Annotated in this window: 16 protein-coding genes and 1 tRNA gene; 4 read left to right on the top strand and 13 right to left on the bottom strand. The window is 48.9% G+C overall.

Features of this window, described 5'->3' with window-relative positions; translation table 11 throughout:
- Positions 1 to 225 precede the first annotated feature (225 nt).
- Positions 226 to 302, bottom strand: a tRNA-Pro gene (locus BSZ32_RS00310).
- Between the two features lie 455 nt (positions 303 to 757).
- The gene (locus tag BSZ32_RS00320) at positions 758 to 1,486 is read right to left on the bottom strand and encodes a L,D-transpeptidase family protein (protein WP_105041584.1); all 729 of its coding nucleotides are present in this window, start codon (positions 1,484 to 1,486) and stop codon (positions 758 to 760) included.
- 170 nt (positions 1,487 to 1,656) lie between these two features.
- Here BSZ32_RS00320 and trpB point away from each other — a divergent pair, with 170 nt between their 5' ends.
- Positions 1,657 to 2,850 carry a tryptophan synthase subunit beta gene (gene trpB / locus BSZ32_RS00325; protein WP_105041585.1) on the top strand — a complete coding sequence of 398 codons (1,194 nt, stop codon included), beginning with the start codon at positions 1,657 to 1,659 and terminating at the stop codon, positions 2,848 to 2,850.
- Positions 2,851 to 2,906: 56 nt separating this feature from the next.
- Here trpB and BSZ32_RS00330 read toward each other — a convergent pair whose 3' ends face one another.
- The 7 genes from BSZ32_RS00330 to BSZ32_RS00360 all read right to left on the bottom strand — a co-directional run bounded on the left by BSZ32_RS00330 (position 2,907) and on the right by BSZ32_RS00360 (position 12,470).
- Entirely contained in the window at positions 2,907 to 4,448 is a 1,542-nt protein-coding gene (locus tag BSZ32_RS00330) for an AMP-binding protein (protein WP_105041586.1), read from the bottom strand.
- On the bottom strand, positions 4,449 to 5,405 hold the full coding sequence (locus BSZ32_RS00335) for a hypothetical protein (RefSeq protein WP_105041587.1): 957 nt from the start codon (positions 5,403 to 5,405) through the stop codon (positions 4,449 to 4,451).
- Positions 5,402 to 6,709, bottom strand: a complete 1,308-nt coding sequence (locus BSZ32_RS00340; RefSeq protein ID WP_105041588.1) for a diacylglycerol/polyprenol kinase family protein — start codon at positions 6,707 to 6,709, stop codon at positions 5,402 to 5,404. The genes BSZ32_RS00335 and BSZ32_RS00340 overlap by 4 nt, the downstream gene beginning before the upstream one ends.
- 4 nt (positions 6,710 to 6,713) lie before the next feature.
- Entirely contained in the window at positions 6,714 to 7,808 is a 1,095-nt protein-coding gene (locus tag BSZ32_RS00345; protein ID WP_105041589.1) for a BtaA family protein, read from the bottom strand.
- On the bottom strand, positions 7,798 to 10,305 hold the full coding sequence (locus tag BSZ32_RS00350) for a PEP/pyruvate-binding domain-containing protein (RefSeq protein ID WP_105041590.1): 2,508 nt from the start codon (positions 10,303 to 10,305) through the stop codon (positions 7,798 to 7,800). The genes BSZ32_RS00345 and BSZ32_RS00350 overlap by 11 nt, the downstream gene beginning before the upstream one ends.
- Complete coding sequence (locus BSZ32_RS00355; protein ID WP_105041591.1) at positions 10,302 to 11,180, bottom strand: UbiA family prenyltransferase; 879 nt, start codon at positions 11,178 to 11,180, stop codon at positions 10,302 to 10,304. The genes BSZ32_RS00350 and BSZ32_RS00355 overlap by 4 nt, the downstream gene beginning before the upstream one ends.
- Positions 11,181 to 11,255: 75 nt before the next feature.
- Positions 11,256 to 12,470 carry a hydroxymethylglutaryl-CoA reductase gene (locus BSZ32_RS00360; protein ID WP_425500438.1) on the bottom strand — a complete coding sequence of 405 codons (1,215 nt, stop codon included), beginning with the start codon at positions 12,468 to 12,470 and terminating at the stop codon, positions 11,256 to 11,258.
- 847 nt (positions 12,471 to 13,317) lie between these two features.
- On the opposite strand from BSZ32_RS00360, the gene BSZ32_RS00370 reads away from it, so the two are divergent.
- The 3 genes from BSZ32_RS00370 (at position 13,318) to BSZ32_RS00385 (ending at position 15,633) form a co-directional block, all read left to right on the top strand.
- On the top strand, positions 13,318 to 14,355 hold the full coding sequence (locus BSZ32_RS00370; protein ID WP_206018666.1) for an acyltransferase family protein: 1,038 nt from the start codon (positions 13,318 to 13,320) through the stop codon (positions 14,353 to 14,355).
- Between the two features lie 120 nt (positions 14,356 to 14,475).
- Positions 14,476 to 15,036, top strand: a complete 561-nt coding sequence (locus tag BSZ32_RS00375; protein ID WP_206018667.1) for a glycosyl hydrolase family 28-related protein — start codon at positions 14,476 to 14,478, stop codon at positions 15,034 to 15,036.
- Between the two features lie 282 nt (positions 15,037 to 15,318).
- Positions 15,319 to 15,633 carry a right-handed parallel beta-helix repeat-containing protein gene (locus BSZ32_RS00385; protein WP_165788547.1) on the top strand — a complete coding sequence of 105 codons (315 nt, stop codon included), beginning with the start codon at positions 15,319 to 15,321 and terminating at the stop codon, positions 15,631 to 15,633.
- Between the two features lie 541 nt (positions 15,634 to 16,174).
- On the opposite strand, the gene BSZ32_RS00395 is transcribed toward BSZ32_RS00385, so the two are convergent.
- The 4 genes from BSZ32_RS00395 to BSZ32_RS00410 all read right to left on the bottom strand — a co-directional run bounded on the left by BSZ32_RS00395 (position 16,175) and on the right by BSZ32_RS00410 (position 21,100).
- Positions 16,175 to 16,828 carry a transposase gene (locus tag BSZ32_RS00395; protein ID WP_105041597.1) on the bottom strand — a complete coding sequence of 218 codons (654 nt, stop codon included), beginning with the start codon at positions 16,826 to 16,828 and terminating at the stop codon, positions 16,175 to 16,177.
- A 133-nt stretch (positions 16,829 to 16,961) separates the two neighbouring features.
- Positions 16,962 to 19,475, bottom strand: coding sequence for an ATP-dependent Clp protease ATP-binding subunit (locus BSZ32_RS00400; protein WP_206018668.1), 2,514 nt, complete (start codon positions 19,473 to 19,475; stop codon positions 16,962 to 16,964).
- Complete coding sequence (locus BSZ32_RS00405) at positions 19,468 to 20,604, bottom strand: protein arginine kinase (protein ID WP_105041599.1); 1,137 nt, start codon at positions 20,602 to 20,604, stop codon at positions 19,468 to 19,470. Before BSZ32_RS00405 ends, BSZ32_RS00400 begins: the two co-directional genes overlap by 8 nt.
- 4 nt (positions 20,605 to 20,608) lie before the next feature.
- Positions 20,609 to 21,100 (bottom strand): UvrB/UvrC motif-containing protein, encoded by a 492-nt coding sequence (locus tag BSZ32_RS00410; protein ID WP_105041600.1) that lies wholly within the window; start codon positions 21,098 to 21,100, stop codon positions 20,609 to 20,611.
- Positions 21,101 to 21,109: the final 9 nt, after the last annotated feature.

Genomic DNA, 21,109 nt, shown 5'->3' on the forward strand with positions numbered 1-21,109 from the left:
TAGCCCGCATCCCCCCACGAGCAAGCCCGAATCACATCGATTTTGTGGAATCTGGCCCCTCGGGACTATTGAGGCTCGAAACAGCTCTGCGGCTGTCACGGCGACTCTCCTAAAAGCATCTCACCTTAAAGACGTCTCCGGCTCAACCTGACAGCTGCGTCAAGCCGCAGCACTCCAAACACAAAAAAAGTCCCGCTACTGTTTCCAGTAGCGGGACATTTTAAATGGTCGGGGAGACAGGATTCGAACCTGCGACATCTGCGTCCCAAACGCAGCGCTCTACCAAGCTGAGCTACTCCCCGATATGGAGTTGTTTGCACCGCATATACTTTGCAGTAACTTGGTCGTTTCTGCGGTGCGGCGGCAACCTGCACGAATCACCCGTCTATTGCAAGCTCTCTTTTACTATAAACTGCATTTAATCCCCTCCCTCACAGATCACTCAGCGACTGCGCACGTGCACCACTTTCATCCACAATCACTAACATCGGACGACAACAAATTTCACAATCGTAATCGAGCTCAACTATTTCGCCTCGTCCCAGCTCAGGCAAAGCAATTTCAAACCACTCAAAACATGTCGGACATTGGATTTCACCCGTATTCATCATGAAATGGTTAACAAATAAACTGAGATCAATCAAGTTTCTCCCACAATTCATCCCAATAGAGCCAATCTCAATTCAACCGAGTTCTACTCGGAAATCACAAGAAATGGACACAACAACGGCACCGACGGTAGTTGTCGGAGGTTCCCTTAAGGAAGTTTCCACTCGGCGCGGAGCTTGGTGTACTCAGTCTGAGGAAGGAGAATGTAGAGAGGCGTTTTTCGGACATCGATCTTGCTGATGATTTGGCGCAGCTGTGGTTCGGGGATGGTGGTGCAGCCGGCGGTGGCGGATTTCCCGGAGTTTCTCCAGATGTGGAAGAAGATGGCGGAACCGGCTTTGGGTTTGGCCTTTTGTTGGGCAGTGGCGGAGTTGTGGCCGATGTAGAGCTTGAGCGAATGTGGGTAGTCGTTCTGGCGCATTTGCGCTTTCTTCTCCCAATCACTGGTGGGGTCATGATCGATTCTCAGGTGACTATTGTAGTAGGGGGAAGAGGAGTCCTCGACCCAGAGATCGCGGGAGGTGACTTGGGTGTAGGATAAATTACGCTTTTTCTTGATGCTTTTATGGGCACCAAAGGCTTGACCAATCAGGAAAACTCCTGCTGGAGCGCGGCCGTCGCCTTCGCGCTTTAGGTGGGGTTTACTGGCAAACGGGTGGATACCACGGCCCCAGGCTAGCCCATTTTTACCGAGTCGGCCAGTGACGGGCTGAGTGACAGCCTTCCAGCTGTTTCCTTTTTTCTCGTAGAGGGTGACGCTGACATAGGAAGAATCCCAGCTTTTAGCGGTGCCGATGACGAGTTGCTTGCACTGCGATGGGAGCTGCCATGCCGCGAGGGGAAGTATACTGAGTAAGAGGAGAAGCACGACTTTCATATGGCTACAATGTAGTTGATAGATGCAGACGTCAAGGAATGTGGCGGCGGTTTCCAACCGCCTCGCCTTTACTATGATTGACAATGGAGGTTGGAAACCTCCGTCACGGGGCGAATAACACGACTAATCCCGCTTGAAACTTGCTGGGTTTTGGCGTAGGTAGAGCACAGATGAACGCGCAATTACCAGATGCCAGTGGCCACTTTGGAACCTACGGGGGAATGTTTGTCCCCGAGACTCTGATGGCTCCATTGCAAGAACTAACCTCTCAATACGAGCAGGCGAAAGCCGACCCTGAGTTTCAGAAGGAACTTGATTATCTTTTACGCCAGTACTGTGGCCGTCCTACGCCATTGTATTTTGCTGAGCGATGGACTGAAAAGCTCGGTGGAGCCAAAATTTATCTCAAGCGTGAAGACCTACTTCACACTGGAGCACACAAAATCAACAACGCGATCGGCCAGATTCTTCTCGCTAAACGTTTAGGTAAGAAGCGTATCATCGCGGAGACTGGCGCAGGCCAGCACGGCGTGGCGACTGCGACTGTTTGTGCACGCTTCGGTATGGAATGTATCGTGTACATGGGGGCTGTCGATATAGAGCGTCAGGCTCTTAACGTGGTGCGCATGAAACTTCTCGGTGCAGAAGTTCGCCCGGTGACAAATGGTCAGGCGACTCTCAAGGACGCAGTGAACGAAGCTCTGCGCGACTGGGTGGCGACTGTTGACCACACCCATTACATTCTCGGATCAGCGCTCGGACCACATCCATTCCCTATGATGGTGCGTGATTTCCACCGTGTGATCGGGCTCGAAGCGCGTGAGCAAATTCTCGAGCAAGAAGGTCGCCTTCCTGACCTTTGTGTTGCTTGTGTCGGTGGAGGCTCCAATGCGATCGGACTTTTCCATCCATTCCTCGAAGACGAAAGTGTCGAGCTGATGGGCGTGGAGGCTGGCGGTGAAGGAATCATCAAAGAGCGCCACGCGGCACGATTCCAAGGCGGCAAGCTAGGTGTACTGCAAGGGACCAAAACTTGGTTGCTTGCGGACGATGATGGTCAGATCGAACTCACTCATTCTGTCAGTGCCGGTCTCGACTACGCTGCTGTTGGACCTGAGCACGCTTACCTTAAAGACATTGGTCGTGCTGAATACAGTTACGCAACTGACTCTGAAGCTCTCGCCGCATTCTCTGAGCTGTCTGCATCAGAGGGTATTATCCCAGCTTTAGAGAGTGCTCATGCTATGGCTTACGTCAGCAAGATTGCTCCAACAATGGGCAAAGACCAAATCATTATCATCAATCTTTCTGGACGTGGTGATAAAGATGTGGAGCAAGCTTCAAAGTACCTACTTAAGGACTAACAACATCCATTAACAATTTTAAAAGCCACCTTGGGAGTAATACTGCGGTGGCTTTTTTATGGCTGAGCGAGCAAATGCTTCAAGCTTGGGTAGTCGATTTTTGCATTGTGACGCTTGTCGACTGGAATTTTGTCGAGCCGTTTGAGTTGCTCTACTAAAAGTGGCTTCAGCTGCTTGAGTAATGTGTCTTGATCGGCAGTTGTGAGTGTTCCTTGGTAGCAGAGAGTGACTTTTTCTTGGTAACTGACCAGAGCGCAGCGGTCGATGTTAAGTTGCTGCATGGCGGTGCATTCAATGCCGAATGGGTAAATCTTGTCGCCATTCTTTGCTGTGACAGCAGCTTTGCAGCGGCCCAGCATCCAGACTTGACCATGGGCATCGATCGTGGCTGCATCACCAGTTCTGTGCCAGATGACTCCATTTACTGAGAACTTTGCTTCGTCATCGCCAGTGCCATTGAGGTAGCCCTTGAGGACGTGCTCACCCGTAACAACAACTTCTCCCGCAATTCCCAAGGGCATGCTCATGGCGTCGAACTCTACATCTGATAGAGCTGAAATTGCTTCAGAGCTTTGATCGGTGATGACTCTGAGGCGAGTGGCTGAAACGGGTTTGCCGACGAGTAAACCGGCTCCATTCGCCATGCGTGATTTTTCATCTTCTGTTGTGCTCGACCAAAGGCTGTGTGCAATCGGCTCGGCCTCGGTAGAGCCAAAGACAGTGACTACTTTAGCTTGGGGGAGTTTGGCTTGTAATTTTTCCAATAAGTGAGGAAATACTGGAGCGCCGCCCGTATAGATGGCATCAAGTGGTGGGAGTTTATCAGATTCTAACAATGATTGAAAAAAGGCGGGAGATGCGGCACAGCGAGTCACCTTCCATTGCTTACATTGCTCTAGAACAGCGAGAGCATTGACATTACCTGGTGTTCTCAAGTCGCTGTTGGCGATGACGGAGGTGAGGCCGGAGGCTAAATTTGAAATAGCGAAGACGGGGAGAGTGATGAGGTCCACTTCCCCTTCCTTATAGTCGAGCGACTCAGAAAGCGCTGCATGTTGAGCTAACAAGAAGCCATGGGTGCGGCACGCTGCTTTAGGCTTACCCGTGCTACCGCTGGTGAATGTGATCAGCGCTGGGTGTGATGGGGAGACTTCGATGGGGGCCGACGAACATTGTGCTGCTGGTGACCAATATCGGCTGAATGGCGGCCACGGCTCTGTGCAGTAATGCCTCTCTATAGCACGTATTTCTGGGTTAAGTAATCGGAGAAGCTGAGCTTTTGGAATACCAATGCAGGCTTTTACTTTTACAGTCCGAAGGCTTTGGATAATCGTTTTCTTACCTGCTGACAGGTCGAGCAGCATAACAGTCATTCCTGCATGTAGGATGGAGAGAAAGGCGACGTAGAGCTCGACACTCACTGGGAGAAGAAGAAGCACGCAGTCTCCTGTAGCTAGGCCGTCTTTACGTAGTAGCTGGGAACCCGCTGAGATTTTCTGATAGAGTTCGGTGTAAGTCAGCTGCGAGTCCACATCGACGAGGGCAATCCGCTCAGGGTGTTGCTTCGCTCTACGCTCTAGATGTTTTATCAGATTCATCTAGCTGGGGTCATTGGATTGAAATGATTTTGACATGAGTGCGTAGCGTCTGAACTTTATGCCATCACAGCGCATGCTAATTTTTGTGGAACTATTGTCTTCATGTTGCAGTGCGTGAATAGCTTCTGTGTACCCTTTCTTTTTAGCAATAGTTTGAGCTTCGAGGACTAACAAGGATCCGATTCCTGCGAGCGATTTATCACCATTACTTGCTAACGTTTTGAGGATGATTGCTGATTTTTGACCTCTCTTGGTGGCGGCGTGATCTGGGATACAAAATAGGTAGGCTACGAGTTCTCCGTCAGACTCAGCCATCAACACAAGCTCTGGATCTATCAACTCACGCGACCCCATATACTTCCCGATGAAGAATTCTAGGCTGATCGGAGTGTACAGGTAGTTGTTGCTGAAACTGAGGAGACTCAGTCGAAAAATGGCGATCAGGTCTTGCTCGAAGTTTTCTTTTGAGACGGAGCGAACAGTGATGCCTCTATTCTTAAATTTCTTGAGCAGCAGGGAGCAGTCCCTTTGTGGAGGTGTGAGGTCGACTAGATGGGAACAATAGGTAGAGAGTTGTTGAAAGCCTGCATTTTCAAAAGCTTGGTTATAGAAATCTGGCTCGATGGGCTCCATAAGAAAGGGGGCACGGCCATTCGTTTCGGTGACTAGTCGGTGCTTGAGCCAGGTGTTGCCATTCATCGGGCCAATGACTTTGTCACAGCCGTGATCGTTGTGAAGCAGCTCAGCGCAAGCGCGCAGGAATTGCTCTGGGGAATTGTTTTGCGAAAGCTCACAAGCACCGATTGTGCCAATTTTACAGCTGTCAGATCCTGGCGCATGAGTATGCCAAAGCGCGGCTGAATGATTCTGGTCACTAACAATGCAGTCTGCGCCTTGAGTGAAAATTTGAGATTGCTCAGCTGTGAGCTTGGGTGATTTTCCTGTGATGGTTTTCATAGAAAAATAAGAAGTAGAGGGGTGGTGCCTAATAAAGCGAGTAAACAGAGTTTGAGCCAATAGGTGGGGTCGGGGTCACCTCTGCTCCTTTTCCAGAGATAGTAAGAGTGGCTTAGCGGGATTGTAAGTATGAGTGTTAGAAGGATGGTGGATTTCCAAGACACCTGACTTGATAGTAACGACAATGAGGAGAGTAACACGAGGACTGAGAGACTGATCCCTGTGAGTAGTGACGCGGATCCATAGCCTAGGAACTTTTGCGTGCCCGCATGGAGCATGGAGATAATCATGGCGAGGCTACAGATGAATCCCAATTGTGCGCTATCATTGGTGAGGATGCCCTTCACCCCTAATGTAAGCCAGAGTAGTGTCGGGATCGCGATGGCTACGATGATTGCTAGTGTGTGGGAGACGATTAGGTGCTGGGGCATTTTTCTCTGCACTATAATGTGGCGGATGAGAACTACCAGACAGGCCAACAAGCAGGGCAGTCCGCCGAGTGTGGCTGCGGCAAAAGTGTAGATCAGAGCAGTAAGGATCGCGCCTCCGTCGAGGGTGTGTAGTTTTCTAGTATAGACTAAAACAGCTAGAATAACTAGCAGTATACTAATTCTGAAGATGAGTTCAGCTCCTGTGAGTGTGATGTGATAATCTAACAAAAGAAATGAACCTATTGGGATCAATAGATTGTCTAACCCACTTCCAGCGGCGCCTTCAACAGCGGTGGCGAATAGGCCGACTGAGCAGGCGAGGGTGAGAATGGTAGGGAGGGATATGTTGGTGGTTAGATAGAGTGGGATCGCTATACATACGAATGCTGTGGCAAGGAATGCGAGAGACCCTTCAACACTCTTTTTTCCAGCAAAGGTGTAGTAAATTTTTTTGCCATACTTGCTGCCAGCTAATGCTCCAACGGTATCCGCTAATGTCAGTAACAAGAGGGCTATTGTGTAGAGGGTGAACTTCCCATCAGCTAAGGAAAAAAGCCACGCTACCGAGATTGGGAAGAGTAGGTCACCTATGGAAATTCGTTCCACCGCAAAAAGTGACGAACCGATGGTGGTTCTTAAAGGAGTCAGCCTAACGGCAAGAAGAGAAGCTACTGCAATGCCCGCTAAGATGTTAACTGTCACAGGGGATTTAAAGAGTAGTGGGAAACTGAGACAGATGACGCCCATGCCTGCATGTACAATTTTTCTGGCTGTCTCAGCTTTCAACCTGCCTCTGTGGATTCCAATGCTGGCGAGCACGAGTAATCCACTGAGTGAGGCTAATATTAGGAGAATATAGAGGCAGATCAGCATGGTGTTAGATCACTTCTTCGACGATGAATTTTGAATAAAAAAATGCTTTATCTGCGTCGAGCAGTCTGGATCCAAGCGCATCGAGAGTCTTTAACTGGTGTGCCATTGAGTTTGGACGTGACCTCGGAGCGAGCATATTCCAGTAGGCCAATCGAGCGCCAGTGGAGCTGTGTTGGTGGATTTTTTCGAGCAGGGCCTGCGTGTTATCCTCCGACATGTATTCAAAAATGTCACTGAGATTGAAGGCATCGAAGCGTGAATTGTTGGATTCTAGAACCGACTCTAGTGGGAGTTCTGAGATGTGGATTTTATCGACGCTTTCTGAGATTTTTTTGAAATGCTCAGGTCGTAGAGCGTAGGGAAGGTGTGTTCCGTAGCTGCCATTGAGGATCCAGCGGAGGTAGGGGTTGGAGTGAGGGGGGAGCTCCACAAGAGCGTGCTTCGTGCGGTCTAGTATTCTGTCTGCGACAGAGCCTTCGACGTACTTAAAGAAGGCTGGATCACGGCCCAGCTTGCCCATAGCGAACCGTGAGAAGAAGCATTTGAATAGCAATCGCCACCGCCAAGTGTTCCAGCGCGTGTCGTAGAAAATCTCTCGTTCCTCAGTACTACGAGGAGTGAGTAAGGCTGAGACCATTTTCCTTCCGTGCACCAGCGGGAGGACTTTCTCACGAAATAGCGTGAAATAGCTTTCAAACTTTCCGATACGTCCGAAGCCCTGCCGGATCTGATCGCTATAATAGTCCCAGTAGACTTTTACCTTTGGCGGAAGCAATGGGACACAAAGTTGGTAGAGTTCATTGCGATCATTTGACGAACCAGTCTCACCTAACAAGGTGAGGAACTGGGCATGAGTGAGAGCTTGATAAGCGGCTTTGCGTAGCTGGATACACGCAACCTGAGCGGGGTTCATTTCACTCACAGTCACCGACTCCGCTCCCGCAGCCAGCAGAGCGAATGCATTGTCACCAGCTGAACCAATACTGAGGCAGTGTCGTCCTTTGGGTTCAAGTGCTTTTATGAGGATGTCAGCATCCTCCCAGCAGTTGGCGTAGCGCACCTGGGTGAAGTCTGCGTGTTGTTGGATTTCAGATGACATGATCGATCAATTGGATAGTTCCGGTGCTGCCATTCATCTCGACATAGTCACCAGTTTTGAGTGTGCGCGTCACAGCTGGGATGGAGACAATACAGGGCAGTTGCAGCTCGCGGGCGACAATTGCCGAGTGTGAGAGCAATGAGCCTCGCTCCACTAACAAGCCGCTTGCAGCGGGGAAGAGAACCACCCACCCTGGATCGGTTTGCTGCGCCACTAGGATTTCTCCTTCCTTGAGCGTTGCTGACCTAGGGTCGTGGACTACACGGACGAATCCTCTAACAATACCTGGGCACGCTCCTGTGCCAGAGAGGTCAGAGGAATCTGAACTCACTGCCGATTGTGCAGCTATGAGTGGGGTGTGTTGAGTAACTTCTCCTCGAGTTTCAAAGCGATCTGGCGGAGTGGTGAATGAGGCAGCTTGTGCCTTTCGCTCAATAATCAGAGCTCTCAAGGCTGCTGGATCTTGGGTCGATTCATAAACTCCAATGACTTCTGAAATGGTAAGGAGGAAAACCTCTTGAGGGTCATCGATCCAACCCGCGTCAACTAGCTGCTGAGCTAAGAGCACGACGATTTTCCTCACCCTGCCAAACAAGCGAGTGCGCTCGAAGCGTAGATTTTCCCTGTCACGGACCCTCGATTTTGCATTGTTAAGAACCCATTTGAAGATCACTGACTTGATGCCACTGAGTTGGATTTCAGGTGTTTGGAATGGTTGAGGGTTTTGCGGGACTTTTCCGTTTCGAATCCTCTGCGCCATTCCTCCGATGCCAGAAAGTAGGGAGACTGGGTCGTCCACCACAGTGGGTGACTCTAACTTAAGTTCCTCTAAGCAACGGTCGCCAAACTTTTCCAAGTAACTTTGATAGGCCTCGGCCAGTTCGGCATTCTGCATGAGATGAGCGAGCTTCACTTCACAGCTAAGGTCGGGGTCAGCTAAGCTAGCAGACAAGCTGGCATCTTTTGCCGCAATGCTGGCCATCTCCTTGATCCTTGTTGGCGGTTCGGCGCTGATGATGTCGCCAGTATCGAGCAATAAAGTGTTTTGAAGTGAGCCGTCACCTAACCATTTTTCGCAAAGTGAACGCAGGGTGCCATAGTGAATCATGGCGAAGAAGTCATTGATCAATGGTGCATCCCAGCGTTGAAGGAGTTGGTCTTCTAAATCCCTGTAGTGCTGAGCGAGTTGCTTGCCATCCATATTTTCAAGCTCGGAAGCTTGCAGAGATAAGGCTTGATTGAGCCGTTGGTAGAAGCCATCCATTTGCTTCTTCAGGCCCCGATGATTTTTTATTAGTCCAAAGAAAGTGCCGACGAGTGCGCAGCCGTCCGCCATTTTAGAAACTCGGGTTTTCTCAATGATTGTCTCAACTATCTCATCGGGCATCGGCTCTTTGACTCCCATCATTTGCTCCATGAAGCTTCGATTCAACGAGAAGCCTGGCAGCAATGCGAGTACGTGATACCAGCTATTGAGGTTGTAGTAAACATGCCCATGGATGTGGCCTAACATGTTTTTAAAAACAGGGTCGCTGGCAATGACCCGTTTCTCTGGAACCGAGAGCATTCGGCAAAACTCGCGGTAGACATTTTCATAAGCACGCTCGGCAAATGAGAATGTCATAATTGAGGTGTGCCCAGAATAACTTTCCGCAATGTTGCTGTTATCCCAAACCGTGAGTGGGTCCGAATTTCTATACCCGTGTTTCAGAGTTGTGATGGGTCTACTCTGCAAGAGATAAAGGGAGCCATCCTGGTATGCCCACTCGATGTCTTGCGGACTGTCGAAGTGCTCAGCGCAATGGCGGACGAGTTGTTGGACTTCTCTGCGCTGGGTTTTAGTCAGGCTGGGAACCTCTATTTTTTCAGGTGCCGTCTCCACCATCTGCACCCCTTCCAGAGAGGTTGGGCAAGGTGAGTGCTGGAACTTTTTGTGCGCAATGACTTCTTTGACGGTTGAACTATCGGCATCGAGCGTCCAGCAATCGGCATCGACCTCGCCGGATACTAGGGCACTTCCCGTTCCCCACACTGAGGAGATGACAGTGTGGTCTAGATTTCCAGCAACAGGATCTGCGCTGAATGCAACACCGCTGACATCAGGTTCTAACATGCACTGAATCAGGACACTCGGAGGGGTTACATTTTCAATCGATTGTGAAGATTGGTAGCTTTCGATGTGGGCGCTCTTGGAACTTTGCTGAACTCGTTTTATTTTCTCTATCAGCTGTGAGCGCGGAACATTGAGGTAAGAGTCGAATTGCCCAGCAAAGGAGTGTTGCGCCCCGTCCTCAGCCGCTGCTGACGAACGCACAGCAAAGAGGTCTGAGCCCAATGCTGAAGATCGATTGAGAATTTCCTCACAGTCAGATTCCGTGAAATCGGCGACGACAAACCAGAATGGAATATTGAAGTCGGCTTGGCCGAGTTGGGCCAAGGCCTTTGCTTTCCCACCGAGCTTGTCGGCGTGTTCTAAATCTTGTGAGTGTAGGATCATTTGACTAAAAATGGGATGACGCCAAGGATGAGGTAGAGACAGAGTGTCCAGACTCCAGCGAGAGTCTCGAAGCTTTTTTGGCTAGTGCTCTTTGATTGGATAACAAGCTTCAGCGCGTAACAAAGCAGTAGAGCTAGTGTGATCGCAACCGGGAGTACGAAGTCTATGATGTTAGATGCTGCGATAGCAAAGACTGTGGTTAAGCAAAGGCTGCCAAACCAGACCCAACTGGCATTGCGCAGTCCCCAGAGTTTGCTGTAGGTGGGAACTCCATTTTCTTCGCCACTGGGTTGCCTAAGCTTTCTACCAATTTCTATCACCAGCCCATTAAAGAAGCTGGCAGCTAGAAAACAGAGCAGACCAATCCACGGCTTTTGTCCGCTGGGGATCCAGTGGCAGGCTGTTGCGTAGAAATCAACGATTGGCATGATCAACATGTGAGTCCAAAGGTAGGTTATAGGTCTGGCCTTGAGCCAGTCTCTGGCAAAAAACTCCACACTCATCAGTGCCAAGTAGGTCCATGCAATGATCAGCACTATGGCTAGGCTGGGGACGAAAGTGACAGCCAATACTAGCTGGATGATAGCTGAGATGGCGAAAACAATTCCCAGTTCCCTTAACTTAATAAGACCGCGCGGGACGGCGCGGTAGGGGCGGTAGAGGGCATCTTCTTCTGCGTCTTTAAATTCGTCTGCAATGCGTAACTGGAGGAAGAACAGCAATGAACTAACAAAAGCGACGACAAAGGACCATGCAACGGGTCTCTCACCTGTGAGCATCGCTGAGTAGCAAACAGCGCAGGAGCTAAAGGCCGCTACTAAAGGGCCGTGCTGGAGCACCGGGAAACGCTCTTTTTGGTATGTCCACCATTTCATTTAGTTAGAAATAACCTACTTCGAGATGTTAGCATAAACGAAAAAAATTGAGAGTGTATCGATTTTTTCGATGATTTAACGCGCTAGCTTATTATGAGCTCGAGTGAAGGTGTTAGTCGCTAGGGCACCTATGATTGAGAGTTCACCAGCGAGGAGGAGTGCAGCACAAACTTCTGCTAGCGCCGCAGCGTTGCCAGATCCTTGAAGTCCCATCAGCTCCAAGGCTGCTTTTTGGCTGGGCAGGCCAGTTCCTCCACCCACAGTTCCGACCATGATACAGGGAATAGTGACCGCCGCATAGAGACCTCCCTCATCGTTTAGCTCAAAGCGAGTGACACCCATTGCTGATTCAGCCACACAGGCCACATCCTGACCAGTGGCGAGGTAAAGTGCTGCTAGACCGTTAGCAAAATGGCCCTGGACACCCATCGTGCCACTGAGAACTCCACCGATGGCCGACAGCCTCCAGTAATCAACGAGTTGCTTTGCCGTTGCTCCTAAATATTTTTTGAGTAGCTCTGCTGACAAGTTAACCTCTGCTGAGACCTTCTTTCCTCGCACAGAGGTATAGGCTTGAGAGCTCGCTTTTTTGTCGCCAGATAAATTACCTTCGATATAAATTTGTTGAATTTCCAAAGGGTAGGTTTCACTGATAAAATCGCAAATATGTTGGGTTGCGATTGTCACCATGTTTTGGCCAGAGGCGTCGCCAGTGGTGAATTCAAAATTCAAGTAAACATGGTTTCCTTCAACTGTGGTGGCAACGTCCAGCAGCTTTCCATAAGCGCTGGTCGATTCTGCAATTTCTTGGAATTGTTCAAACTTCTCCATAGCCCAAGCGACGAAGCGTCCACAGTCAGACATTGATTTAAAAATGAAAGCTGGTGCTCGATTGAGCGCTTGATTGAGCAACATTGCGGTGCAACCACCAGCTGCGCTAACAAGGTGGCACCCGCGGTGGTAGCTCGCGACTAATGCAGCCTCACTAGTCGCCAGCGGGATCGGGTAATCCCCCTTAGCAAAGAGTCCATTGACTCTCAGTGGTCCAGCAATCCCCATCGGCACCTTGACCGAGCCTATGCAGTTCTCGATATTTCCATGGAAGGTCTCAATGTTTTCTTGGGTCCAGTCATCATAGATATCGGGATGGGGAGCTTGCCCGATCGAGCGCCACATGCGTTGGGCGCGGGAGTCATTGATCTTTGCATTCGGAAGGTAGCAGCAGAGGGGAGTTGTCTTATCTGGTTCTAAAAGCTTTGCTAAATCATCTAGATTTTTGTCCTCCAGCATTGATTTCAGGTGGAGGGTGGTGAGGGCACGCTTACTAGACATGTGCTCAAACTAGAGAACTCAGCTATGCGGTCAAGAAAGGAGAATTAATTCTAACAAACCCTGCAATTACAACGATCGAAAAATCATGCACAAAATGAGATAGAATCGTCTGATGAGAGCGCTACGCTTGTTACCCAACTATGATATAATCATCTAAATTATTTCTCTCAATCTTCTCACTATGACTCTGCCTACTCGCTTCAGTAGTTGAAACTGCACACACAGACGTTTTGTTAATCACTTCTGAGGAATCATCAGATAGTTGGAAATCATTTACCCAGTGGAAACGAAAATAGGATATGCGGACCAAGGTGGTGATGACTGCCGAGATCGAGCAAAATCACCAAGGAAAAGGTATTCAGGAGAAATTAGGAAATGGGTACGGGATTACATCGATACGAAGGAGACTAGATGGGTGATCCTTGATGGTGATATTCAGCCTAGTGGCCTAGGGATAGATTTACAAAGAAAAATGGCCTATGATAAAAAGCTTTAAAAATATTGGGGGTCGATGCACCTATCTCTTCCTAGAGCCATTTACGAACAGAGCCTGAACTGGTTCAACCAAGAAAGGAACCCCAGCGATGCTACTCATTTCCCACTTTTCCCCATTGCCTGACCGCAGTCAGCTCGTCAATCCCCTCTTATTCCACCCTCTTCTCCCCCCCCCCAAACCCAGTCGCCCTAATCAACGGCGCGCTCTCAGGGTCACCCCGCAAAAAGCAAATCCCTAGCAGTAATGTCCCAACTTCAAGGACAATCTGGCAGTCGCTTGCTTTCGCTCGATTTTTAGCGTGGACTAACAATGTTTTTTCTTATTGCTGAGTTCTCGCAGCTATTTACCTACATGGTTTCACCTGAACTTGAAGGTTCAATTGCCGGGCTCTTCGGTCAGCAATTGTATCATGTCAAGTGGGAAGGAATGCATTTCTGGGATTTGATACAGCCCTTTTTCATGTTTATTGTTGCATTCGCCATGCCGTTCTCTTTTTCCCGAAGAATGGCCAAAGGTGATTCTATGCCTTCGGTCACGAAACATGTACTTGTAAGGGCGTTTCTAATGTTGTTTTTAGGCTGGGCGTTTTACTGCATTGGTCCAGGGAAGATAATGTTCAGATTTCAGAATGTGCTTTGCCAGTTAGCCGTGACTTATCTATTGGCTTTCTTAATCATTGGTAAAGCGCGGGTTTATCAAATTGGATTTTCAGTCATTCTCATTCTTGTTAGCGAAGGTCTTTATCGGTTTTTCCCTTTAGATGGATTTAATCAGGCATTTGAACCCGGGAAAAATTTTGGCGCTTGGTTCAATATTCTCATTGCCGGGAAAGAGGATGGAGGTCATTGGGCCATGTTCAATGCGATACCTACGGCAGCGCATACAATTTGGGGTGTGTTGGCTGGTCAGCTGCTGATGAGTGATCGAACAAGTATGAAAAAGCTGCTAATCTTGATTGGCTCTGGAATTATAGGTCTTGTTATAGGATACGGACTGAGCCCATTTACGCCAATTATCAAGCGAATTTCGACTTCGTCCTTTGTCTTTGCAAGTGGAGGCTGGTCGCTCTTGGCGCTTGCATTGTGCTATTGGCTTATCGACATTAAAAAACACCAAAAAGGCGTACTGTTTTTTGCTATTATTGGAATGAATCCGTTGTTCATCTATCTTTTTGCTCATGTGGGTGGTGCCGATCTTATCAGGAAAATATTTCTTCCATTTTCCAACCTACTATTTGGATGGTCAGGAGATCTTGCCGCACATATAATATTAAGCCTAAACGTCTTATCCTTTTTATGGTATATCTGCTATTGGATGTATAAGAGGAAGATTTTCATAAGAATATAGTAATCGATTTGGCCTTAACATAATCCAATAGTGTAAGCGTCTCGCTTGCGCAAAATCCAGCCCCCTTTCTCACCTCTCAACGGCAACCTCAAGCGTCCCCAAAAAAAATCTACCAATAATATGAAAAACTGGATTGGAAGAATATCTATAGGGGTTTGCGGATTGATCGCTTTCGTCATTTTCAGTGGCATGGTGCAGGCTCAGACTTACTCCGATCTATGGGGGGAGGCTGCCGAAAAGTGGACGCCGCAAAGCCGATTGCCAGACTTCTCCCATGCTGGTTATCACTCTGGAAAAAAAGCCCTACCAAGGGTTCGGGTGACGGCTAATGTGAAGCGCTTCGGCGCAAAAGGGGATGGTAAGACAGATGATACCGAAGCGTTTAAAAATGCCATTGAATCCACCAAGAGCGGAGCCATATTGATACCAGCGGGTCGTTACATTCTGAGTGACATTCTGTGGATCAAGAAACCGAACATCGTGCTTCGTGGTGAGGGTCCGTTCAAGACCGTGCTGCATTTCACCAAAGAGTTGGAAGATGTCCGCCCCAACATGGGTGATACCTCGAGTGGTCGTCCGACTTCAAATTACTCGTGGTCGGGGGGCTTTGGGCGAAAGGTTCCAATCGATCGAACGCCATTTCTCCAATTATTTCGGAGCCCAAGCGGGGCGATCAGGTGATAAAACTAGAGAATGCAGCAGACCTGAAAGTGGGGCAACGAATTCAGATTCAAATGGAGGACGATTCGAAGAAGTCCTTACTGGCGCACCTTTACTCGAACGACTCTGGTAGTACTGCAAAAATCACGAAGCCGATAAAAGTGACTTTTGTGAGTCGAGTGGCTGCGATTAAAGCTGATTATATCAAGCTTGAACGGCCGTTGCGTTGGGACATACGCAAGTCATGGAAACCGACATTGATGACTTTCGCGCCGACAGTGTCAGAAGTCGGAATCGAGGAGCTTGGACTTTCGTTTCCCGAAAAAAGCCTATAAAGGTCACTTTACCGAGAGGGGGATGAATGGGATAGCGATGACCGGTGTGTCGGATTGCTGGATTAAGCATGTGCGGATCTCAAACTGCGATAGCGGTATTTTTGTCGGTGGAAATTTTTGTACTGTCGATGGCCTATTGCTTGATGGCGAGCGCAAGCCAATGAAGGGTGATACAGGACATCATGGGGTGACGCTGGGGCAGGATTGCTTGATCCAGAAATTCGAACTCCAAGCGAAGTTCATCCATGATGAACCATGTCCAATAGGCAGTCAGGAAATGTGATGAAGAACGGAAAGGGAAAAAATCTCTCGTTTGATCATCACAAGAAGGCTCCTTACGAAAACCTCTTCTGCAACATTGATGTGGGTGAGGGTTCTCAGATCTGGCGGTGTGGTGGTGGAAGGGATCTTGGAAAGCATCGCGGGACTTTTTGGTGCATTCGGTCTGAGAAAGAGATCAAATGGCCGAACTCAAATTTCGGCCCAGGCTCTGTCAATGTGGTTGGGGTGAAAACCAGTTCAAAATCGGTAAAGGATCTGAGTGGAAAGTGGCTGGAAAACATTCCTCCAGATGAATTGTATCCGAAGGACCTTCACGCTGCTCAACTGCAACTACGTTTGCGCAAAAGCTCTAAACTTCGTTCGAGGTAAGAGCCATTCGTGAGTTTTTTTTAAACGATCTAAGTGATCGGCAAGGCAGAGGTCATTACCGTCTCGTAAACGTAGAAACAAACACCCCGACATCGAGCTTGAAGGAATTGTTCCGTCACGGAGGTCACTTGGGAGGCTACTTATTGAGGAGCTCAAGAAGCAATACATTCGCTCTAGGGAGCCACGTCATCGATTTGTTTTCTTGGTGTGCGATCAATTACTCGATGCTTGATCCTATTTCTAAAATTGGAGCTGCAGGAGGTGATCTCATCCAAAGCTACCTTGAAGCTTAGGTGACGGATATTTACATCTTTCAAATTAGCGGCTTCCTGACTAACTGACTTAATGAGGTTGCAACCAATCATGGCCATCACCAAGGCCTTTTGAGCGATTTTAGGTGTTTTTACATTGAGTTTCTCCAATCCCATAGTCGTCTTCACGTCACGGAACCTCAATTCGATTTCCCAACGCTCCAAACACATGGAAACAAGCTCTTTCCAGCCGTATTTCTTATGATCTAGCAATGTTGTAACCAAATGTTTTCTTTTTTGTTTTCCGTCTTTATCCGTATACCTGAAGCGAATAATCCTGATTTTCATTATCTTGCGGAGTGCCGCCCACTCATCTCCACTCAAATTACTGTGCTTGGGTTGAGTTTTGGGTTTTTCCCAAGTATGAATACGTTCGCTAGGTCCAAATTTTTTGCCTTTCCGAAAATCAGCTTTGCGAGCCTGATGGAGGGGTATCAGCGAAATGATCCCTTTAAGCGAAAGACGTATGATGGTGGTTTTGCTCAGTATCCATAAGTTGAACTGTGCTGCCTTCAATGGATTTAACCTCCAGCCCTTTTCAACGATCCTCAGGACTGATACGGCGATTGAGTGTTTTACAATAAAAAAGCCTCAGAGCGCATTACGCACTCTGAGACTTTGTGAATTTTATTAACTCAATCTAACGAGTCTACGCTTTCGCGGCTCCGTTAGATTTAGGCTTTGATTTGACGGGCTTAAAGACGAGCTCTTCGCCTCCCCGCTTGCAAGTGACCTTGATCGTATCGCCTTCTTTGACATCGCCGCGGAGCAGAGCTTCTGCGAGCGGATCTTCGAGGAAACGCTCTACAGCACGACGCATTGGACGCGCACCGTATGTCGGGTCGTAGCCTTTTTCAGCTAGAAGGTTGAGAGCAGTTTTCTCAAGCTTGATCTTAATTCCTTTATCTTCCAGACGCGCGAAGAGCTTCTTGCACTCGAGATCGACAATGACACCAAGATCCTTCTTCTCAAGCATGTGGAAGACCACAAGCTCGTCAAGACGGTTGAGAAATTCAGGGCGGAAGAACTTCTTTGCCGCTTCCACGATCTTCTCCTTCATACCTTCGAAGTCGCTTTCATCTGCACTCATCGCACCAAATCCGAGAGACGTCTGTTTCTTCACTGTGGAAGCTCCAGCGTTGGAAGTGAGGATGATGATGGTGTTACGGAAATCGATCTTGCGGCCGAGACTGTCGGTGATCATTCCTTCTTCAAGAATCTGAAGCAGCAAGTTCGTCACGTCTGGATGCGCTTTCTCGACTTCGTCAAAAAGAATCACTGAATATGGACGGCGGCGTACCGCTTCTGTGAGCTGACCACCTTCTTCGTGGCCGACGTATCCTGGAGGTGAACCAATCAAACGGCTACTCGCAAATTTTTCCATGTACTCGGACATATCGATCTGAATCAAGGAGTCTGGATCGCCGAACATGAAGTCCGCAAGGTTGCGGGCGAGGTAGGTTTTACCCACACCTGTAGGGCCGAGGAAAAGAAATGAGCCGATCGGACGGCGCGGGTCTTTGAGGTCAGCACGTGAACGACGTAGCGCTTTAGAAATTGCTTTCACGGCAGATGCCTGGCCGATCACACGGCTTGAGAGCTGCTTCTCCATATTGAGGAGACGGTCAGCTTCTTTTTGCTCCATCCGCTGGAGAGGAACTCCAGTCCACTTGGAAAGGACCTCCATGATCTCTTCTTCACCGACATGAACTGTGCTTTCTTCACTGACAATTTTCCACTTAGAAAGTGTCGCCTCTAACTTCTCCTTTGCTTGCTTTTCTTCATCACGAAGTGCAGCCGCTTTTTCAAAGTCTTGGTCATTGATTGCAGCTACCTTAAGTTTGTTGATCTCAACAATGTTGAGCTCTAGCTCCTTCACCTCTGGTGGGCGAGTCATCTGTCCGATGCGGGCGCGGGAACCAGCTTCGTCTATCACATCGATAGCCTTATCTGGGAGGAAACGCCCAGTAATATAACGTGAGGAAAGCCTCACAGCGGTTTCAAGAGCTCCATCAGAGTACTTCGCCTTGTGGTGTGTTTCATATTTCTCGCGAAGCCCTTTGAGAATCTCGATGGTATCCTCGACAGAAGGCTCGTCCACTTTTACTTGCTGGAAACGACGCTCAAGCGCGCTGTCTTTTTCGATAAATTTGCGGTATTCATTGAGCGTCGTAGCACCAACTACCTGAAGCTCTGAGCGACTGAGGGCTGGCTTAATGATGTTAGAAGCATCCATGGCTCCTTCGGCGGAACCTGCACCAACGATAGTGTGGAGTTCGTCAATGAAGAGGATCACATTTTTGACCTTCTTGATCTCATCCATCACTGCCTTGATGCGTTCTTCAAACTGGCCACGGTACTTGGTACCAGCAACCATCAGGGCCAGATCGAGTGTGATCACACGCTTATCGCGCAAAAGCTCAGGGACGTTTCCTGAAATAATTTCTTGGGCTAGACCTTCGATGATCGCTGTCTTACCGACACCAGCTTCACCTACGAGAACTGGGTTGTTCTTAGTACGACGGCAGAGGATCTGAATAACGCGCTCGATCTCTTCTTCGCGGCCGATCACCGGATCGAGTCCGCCTTCTTGGGCTTTCTTCGTCAGATCCTGACCAAATGCTTTAAGAGCTGGAGTCTTGGTCTTGGCTTCTCCACCTTCTTCAGCTACTTCCTCTTCACCATCTTCAAACACCTCGAAGACCTCGTCTTCGTCGTCAGGGTTGAAGTTAGGATCGATCTCGGCGAGCACTTCTTGCCGAGTGCGCTGAATGTCTATGTCGAGTGATTGGAGAACGCGTGCTGCCACACCTTCACCTTCGCGGAGTAAACCTAACAATAAATGCTCAGTACCCACATAGGAATGGCTGAGTTGCTTGGCTTCTTTATTCGCAAGATTCAGAACCTTCTTCACTCGAGGAGTGTAGGGAATCTGGCTCGAAACATTTTGCTCAGGGCCTGAGCCCACTTGTTTCTCAACTTCTAGGCGAACGGTATCGAGCTCAAGCCCCATACGTTCCAGTACGTTTACTGCCACTCCCTGGCCGAGCTTAATAAGCCCGAGCAGTACGTGCTCCGTACCGACGTAATTGTGGTTGAATCGATCTGCCTCCTTGCGTGCTAGGGCAAGGACTTGCTGTGCTCTTGGGGTAAAATTATTCATTCTCGAAATTTAAGTCGCCAGTGATTTCACTACCACCAACTATGTCATTAGTTATTATATTTATAGCAGGGGCAGTGAGAGTTTGCAACCTACTGCGTAAGATTTCTGCTCTGATAATGTCGCGTTCTTCTGGTTCTAACTCAGCGCCAGCGTGTAACTGCAAATGCGCAGGCTGGATTTCCATCATCATAGAGTCACATGCTTGCATGGTTCCCTCCGGAAAGTAGCCCATTGCCGCTCCCATTCGGAGTAAGGAAATGTGTGAAAATGCCTCTTTCGAATCAAACATCGTCGCATATCCTAGGATCCCGTAGGCTCGTCCAATTTTATCACTCAGCTGATTCGGCTCGTCTTCGAGCATCTTCAACCGCGCATTGGTCTCGTGAGTTTCGATCTGCGCTATGACACGCTCGAGACGTGAGATAATCACCTCCTCGCTCTCGCCAAGTGTTGCTTGGTTAGAAATCTGAAAAAGATGTCCCAACGACTCAGTGCCTTCACCAAAGAGTCCACGGACCGCGAGGCCTATCTTATTCACAGCCTGAAGAACCTGGCCGATTTGCTCAGTCAGCACGAGTGCAGGTAAGTGCAACATAGCAGACGCACGCATGCCAGTCCCCAAGTTGGTCGGGCAAGCGGTGAGGTAGCCGAGTTCATCATCATAGGCGAATTCGAGATCCTTCTCTAGAGCGCTGTCGACTTTGGAAAGTAGCTGGTGCGCTTCACGCAAGCGGAGACCAGCACGGATCGATTGCATACGCAGGTGATCTTCCTCGTTGATCATCAAAGAAAGCCTCTGACCACGGTCAACGACAGCGGCACTGCCTTGACCGCGTGCTGCTTGCTCGCGGCTGATCAAGTGACGCTCCACTAGCACTTGCTTCTGCAGAGGTTCTAGTTCTGATAGTTCATGGGAAAAGCCATTTTTCATGACTTTGAGAGCCTCCACCTTGGGTCGCATTTTGTCCATCGCTGCGACACGCTCAGCTTTTTTAGCCCAACCTGGAAATGACAGGTCTCGAAGGTTACGCGCTAGTCGTATACGGCTAGTTACCACCACCTCGTTGTTGACATTTTTGCCTATCATCCAGTCGGCCGGATGCTTCATCAATGTTGAAAATCGCATCATATTTTTAGCTTACTTGAGCCTCCAACTCTTTGATTCCATCACGCAACTTCACAGCGGCTTCAAAGTTTTCTTCAGCAATGGCAGAATCTAAATCCTTTTTCATAGCTGCTAGTTTTTTGCGTAGAGCCAATGAATCGGCCATGCCTGAGGGAACTTTCCCCTCGTGCTTTATACCGTGGTGCATCTTCGCTAACATTGGGAGAATTTCTCCAAGGAAAGCGGTGTAGCACTGGCTGCAACCAAGTCTTCCAACTTTTCTGTAATCTTCCAGTGTGAACCCACAATGTTCACACGCTTCTGCAACCTCAGCAACCATCACTGGCTGGGCTTGTTCGGGTGTCTCGTCCATAAGAATATCAACCATTGAAAATGCGCCAGGATCGGTAAGTCCGCTTTTGTCAGCACAGTTCTCGCAGAGGCAAATCTTCTTCTGCCCCCCTTGCACTGCTTGGGTGTAAAACACCGTTGCTTTATTATTACAGAGTTCGCATTTCATCTCTCAACC

The organism is Rubritalea profundi, assembly GCF_002954445.1.
Lineage (GTDB): Bacteria > Verrucomicrobiota > Verrucomicrobiia > Verrucomicrobiales > Akkermansiaceae > Rubritalea > Rubritalea profundi.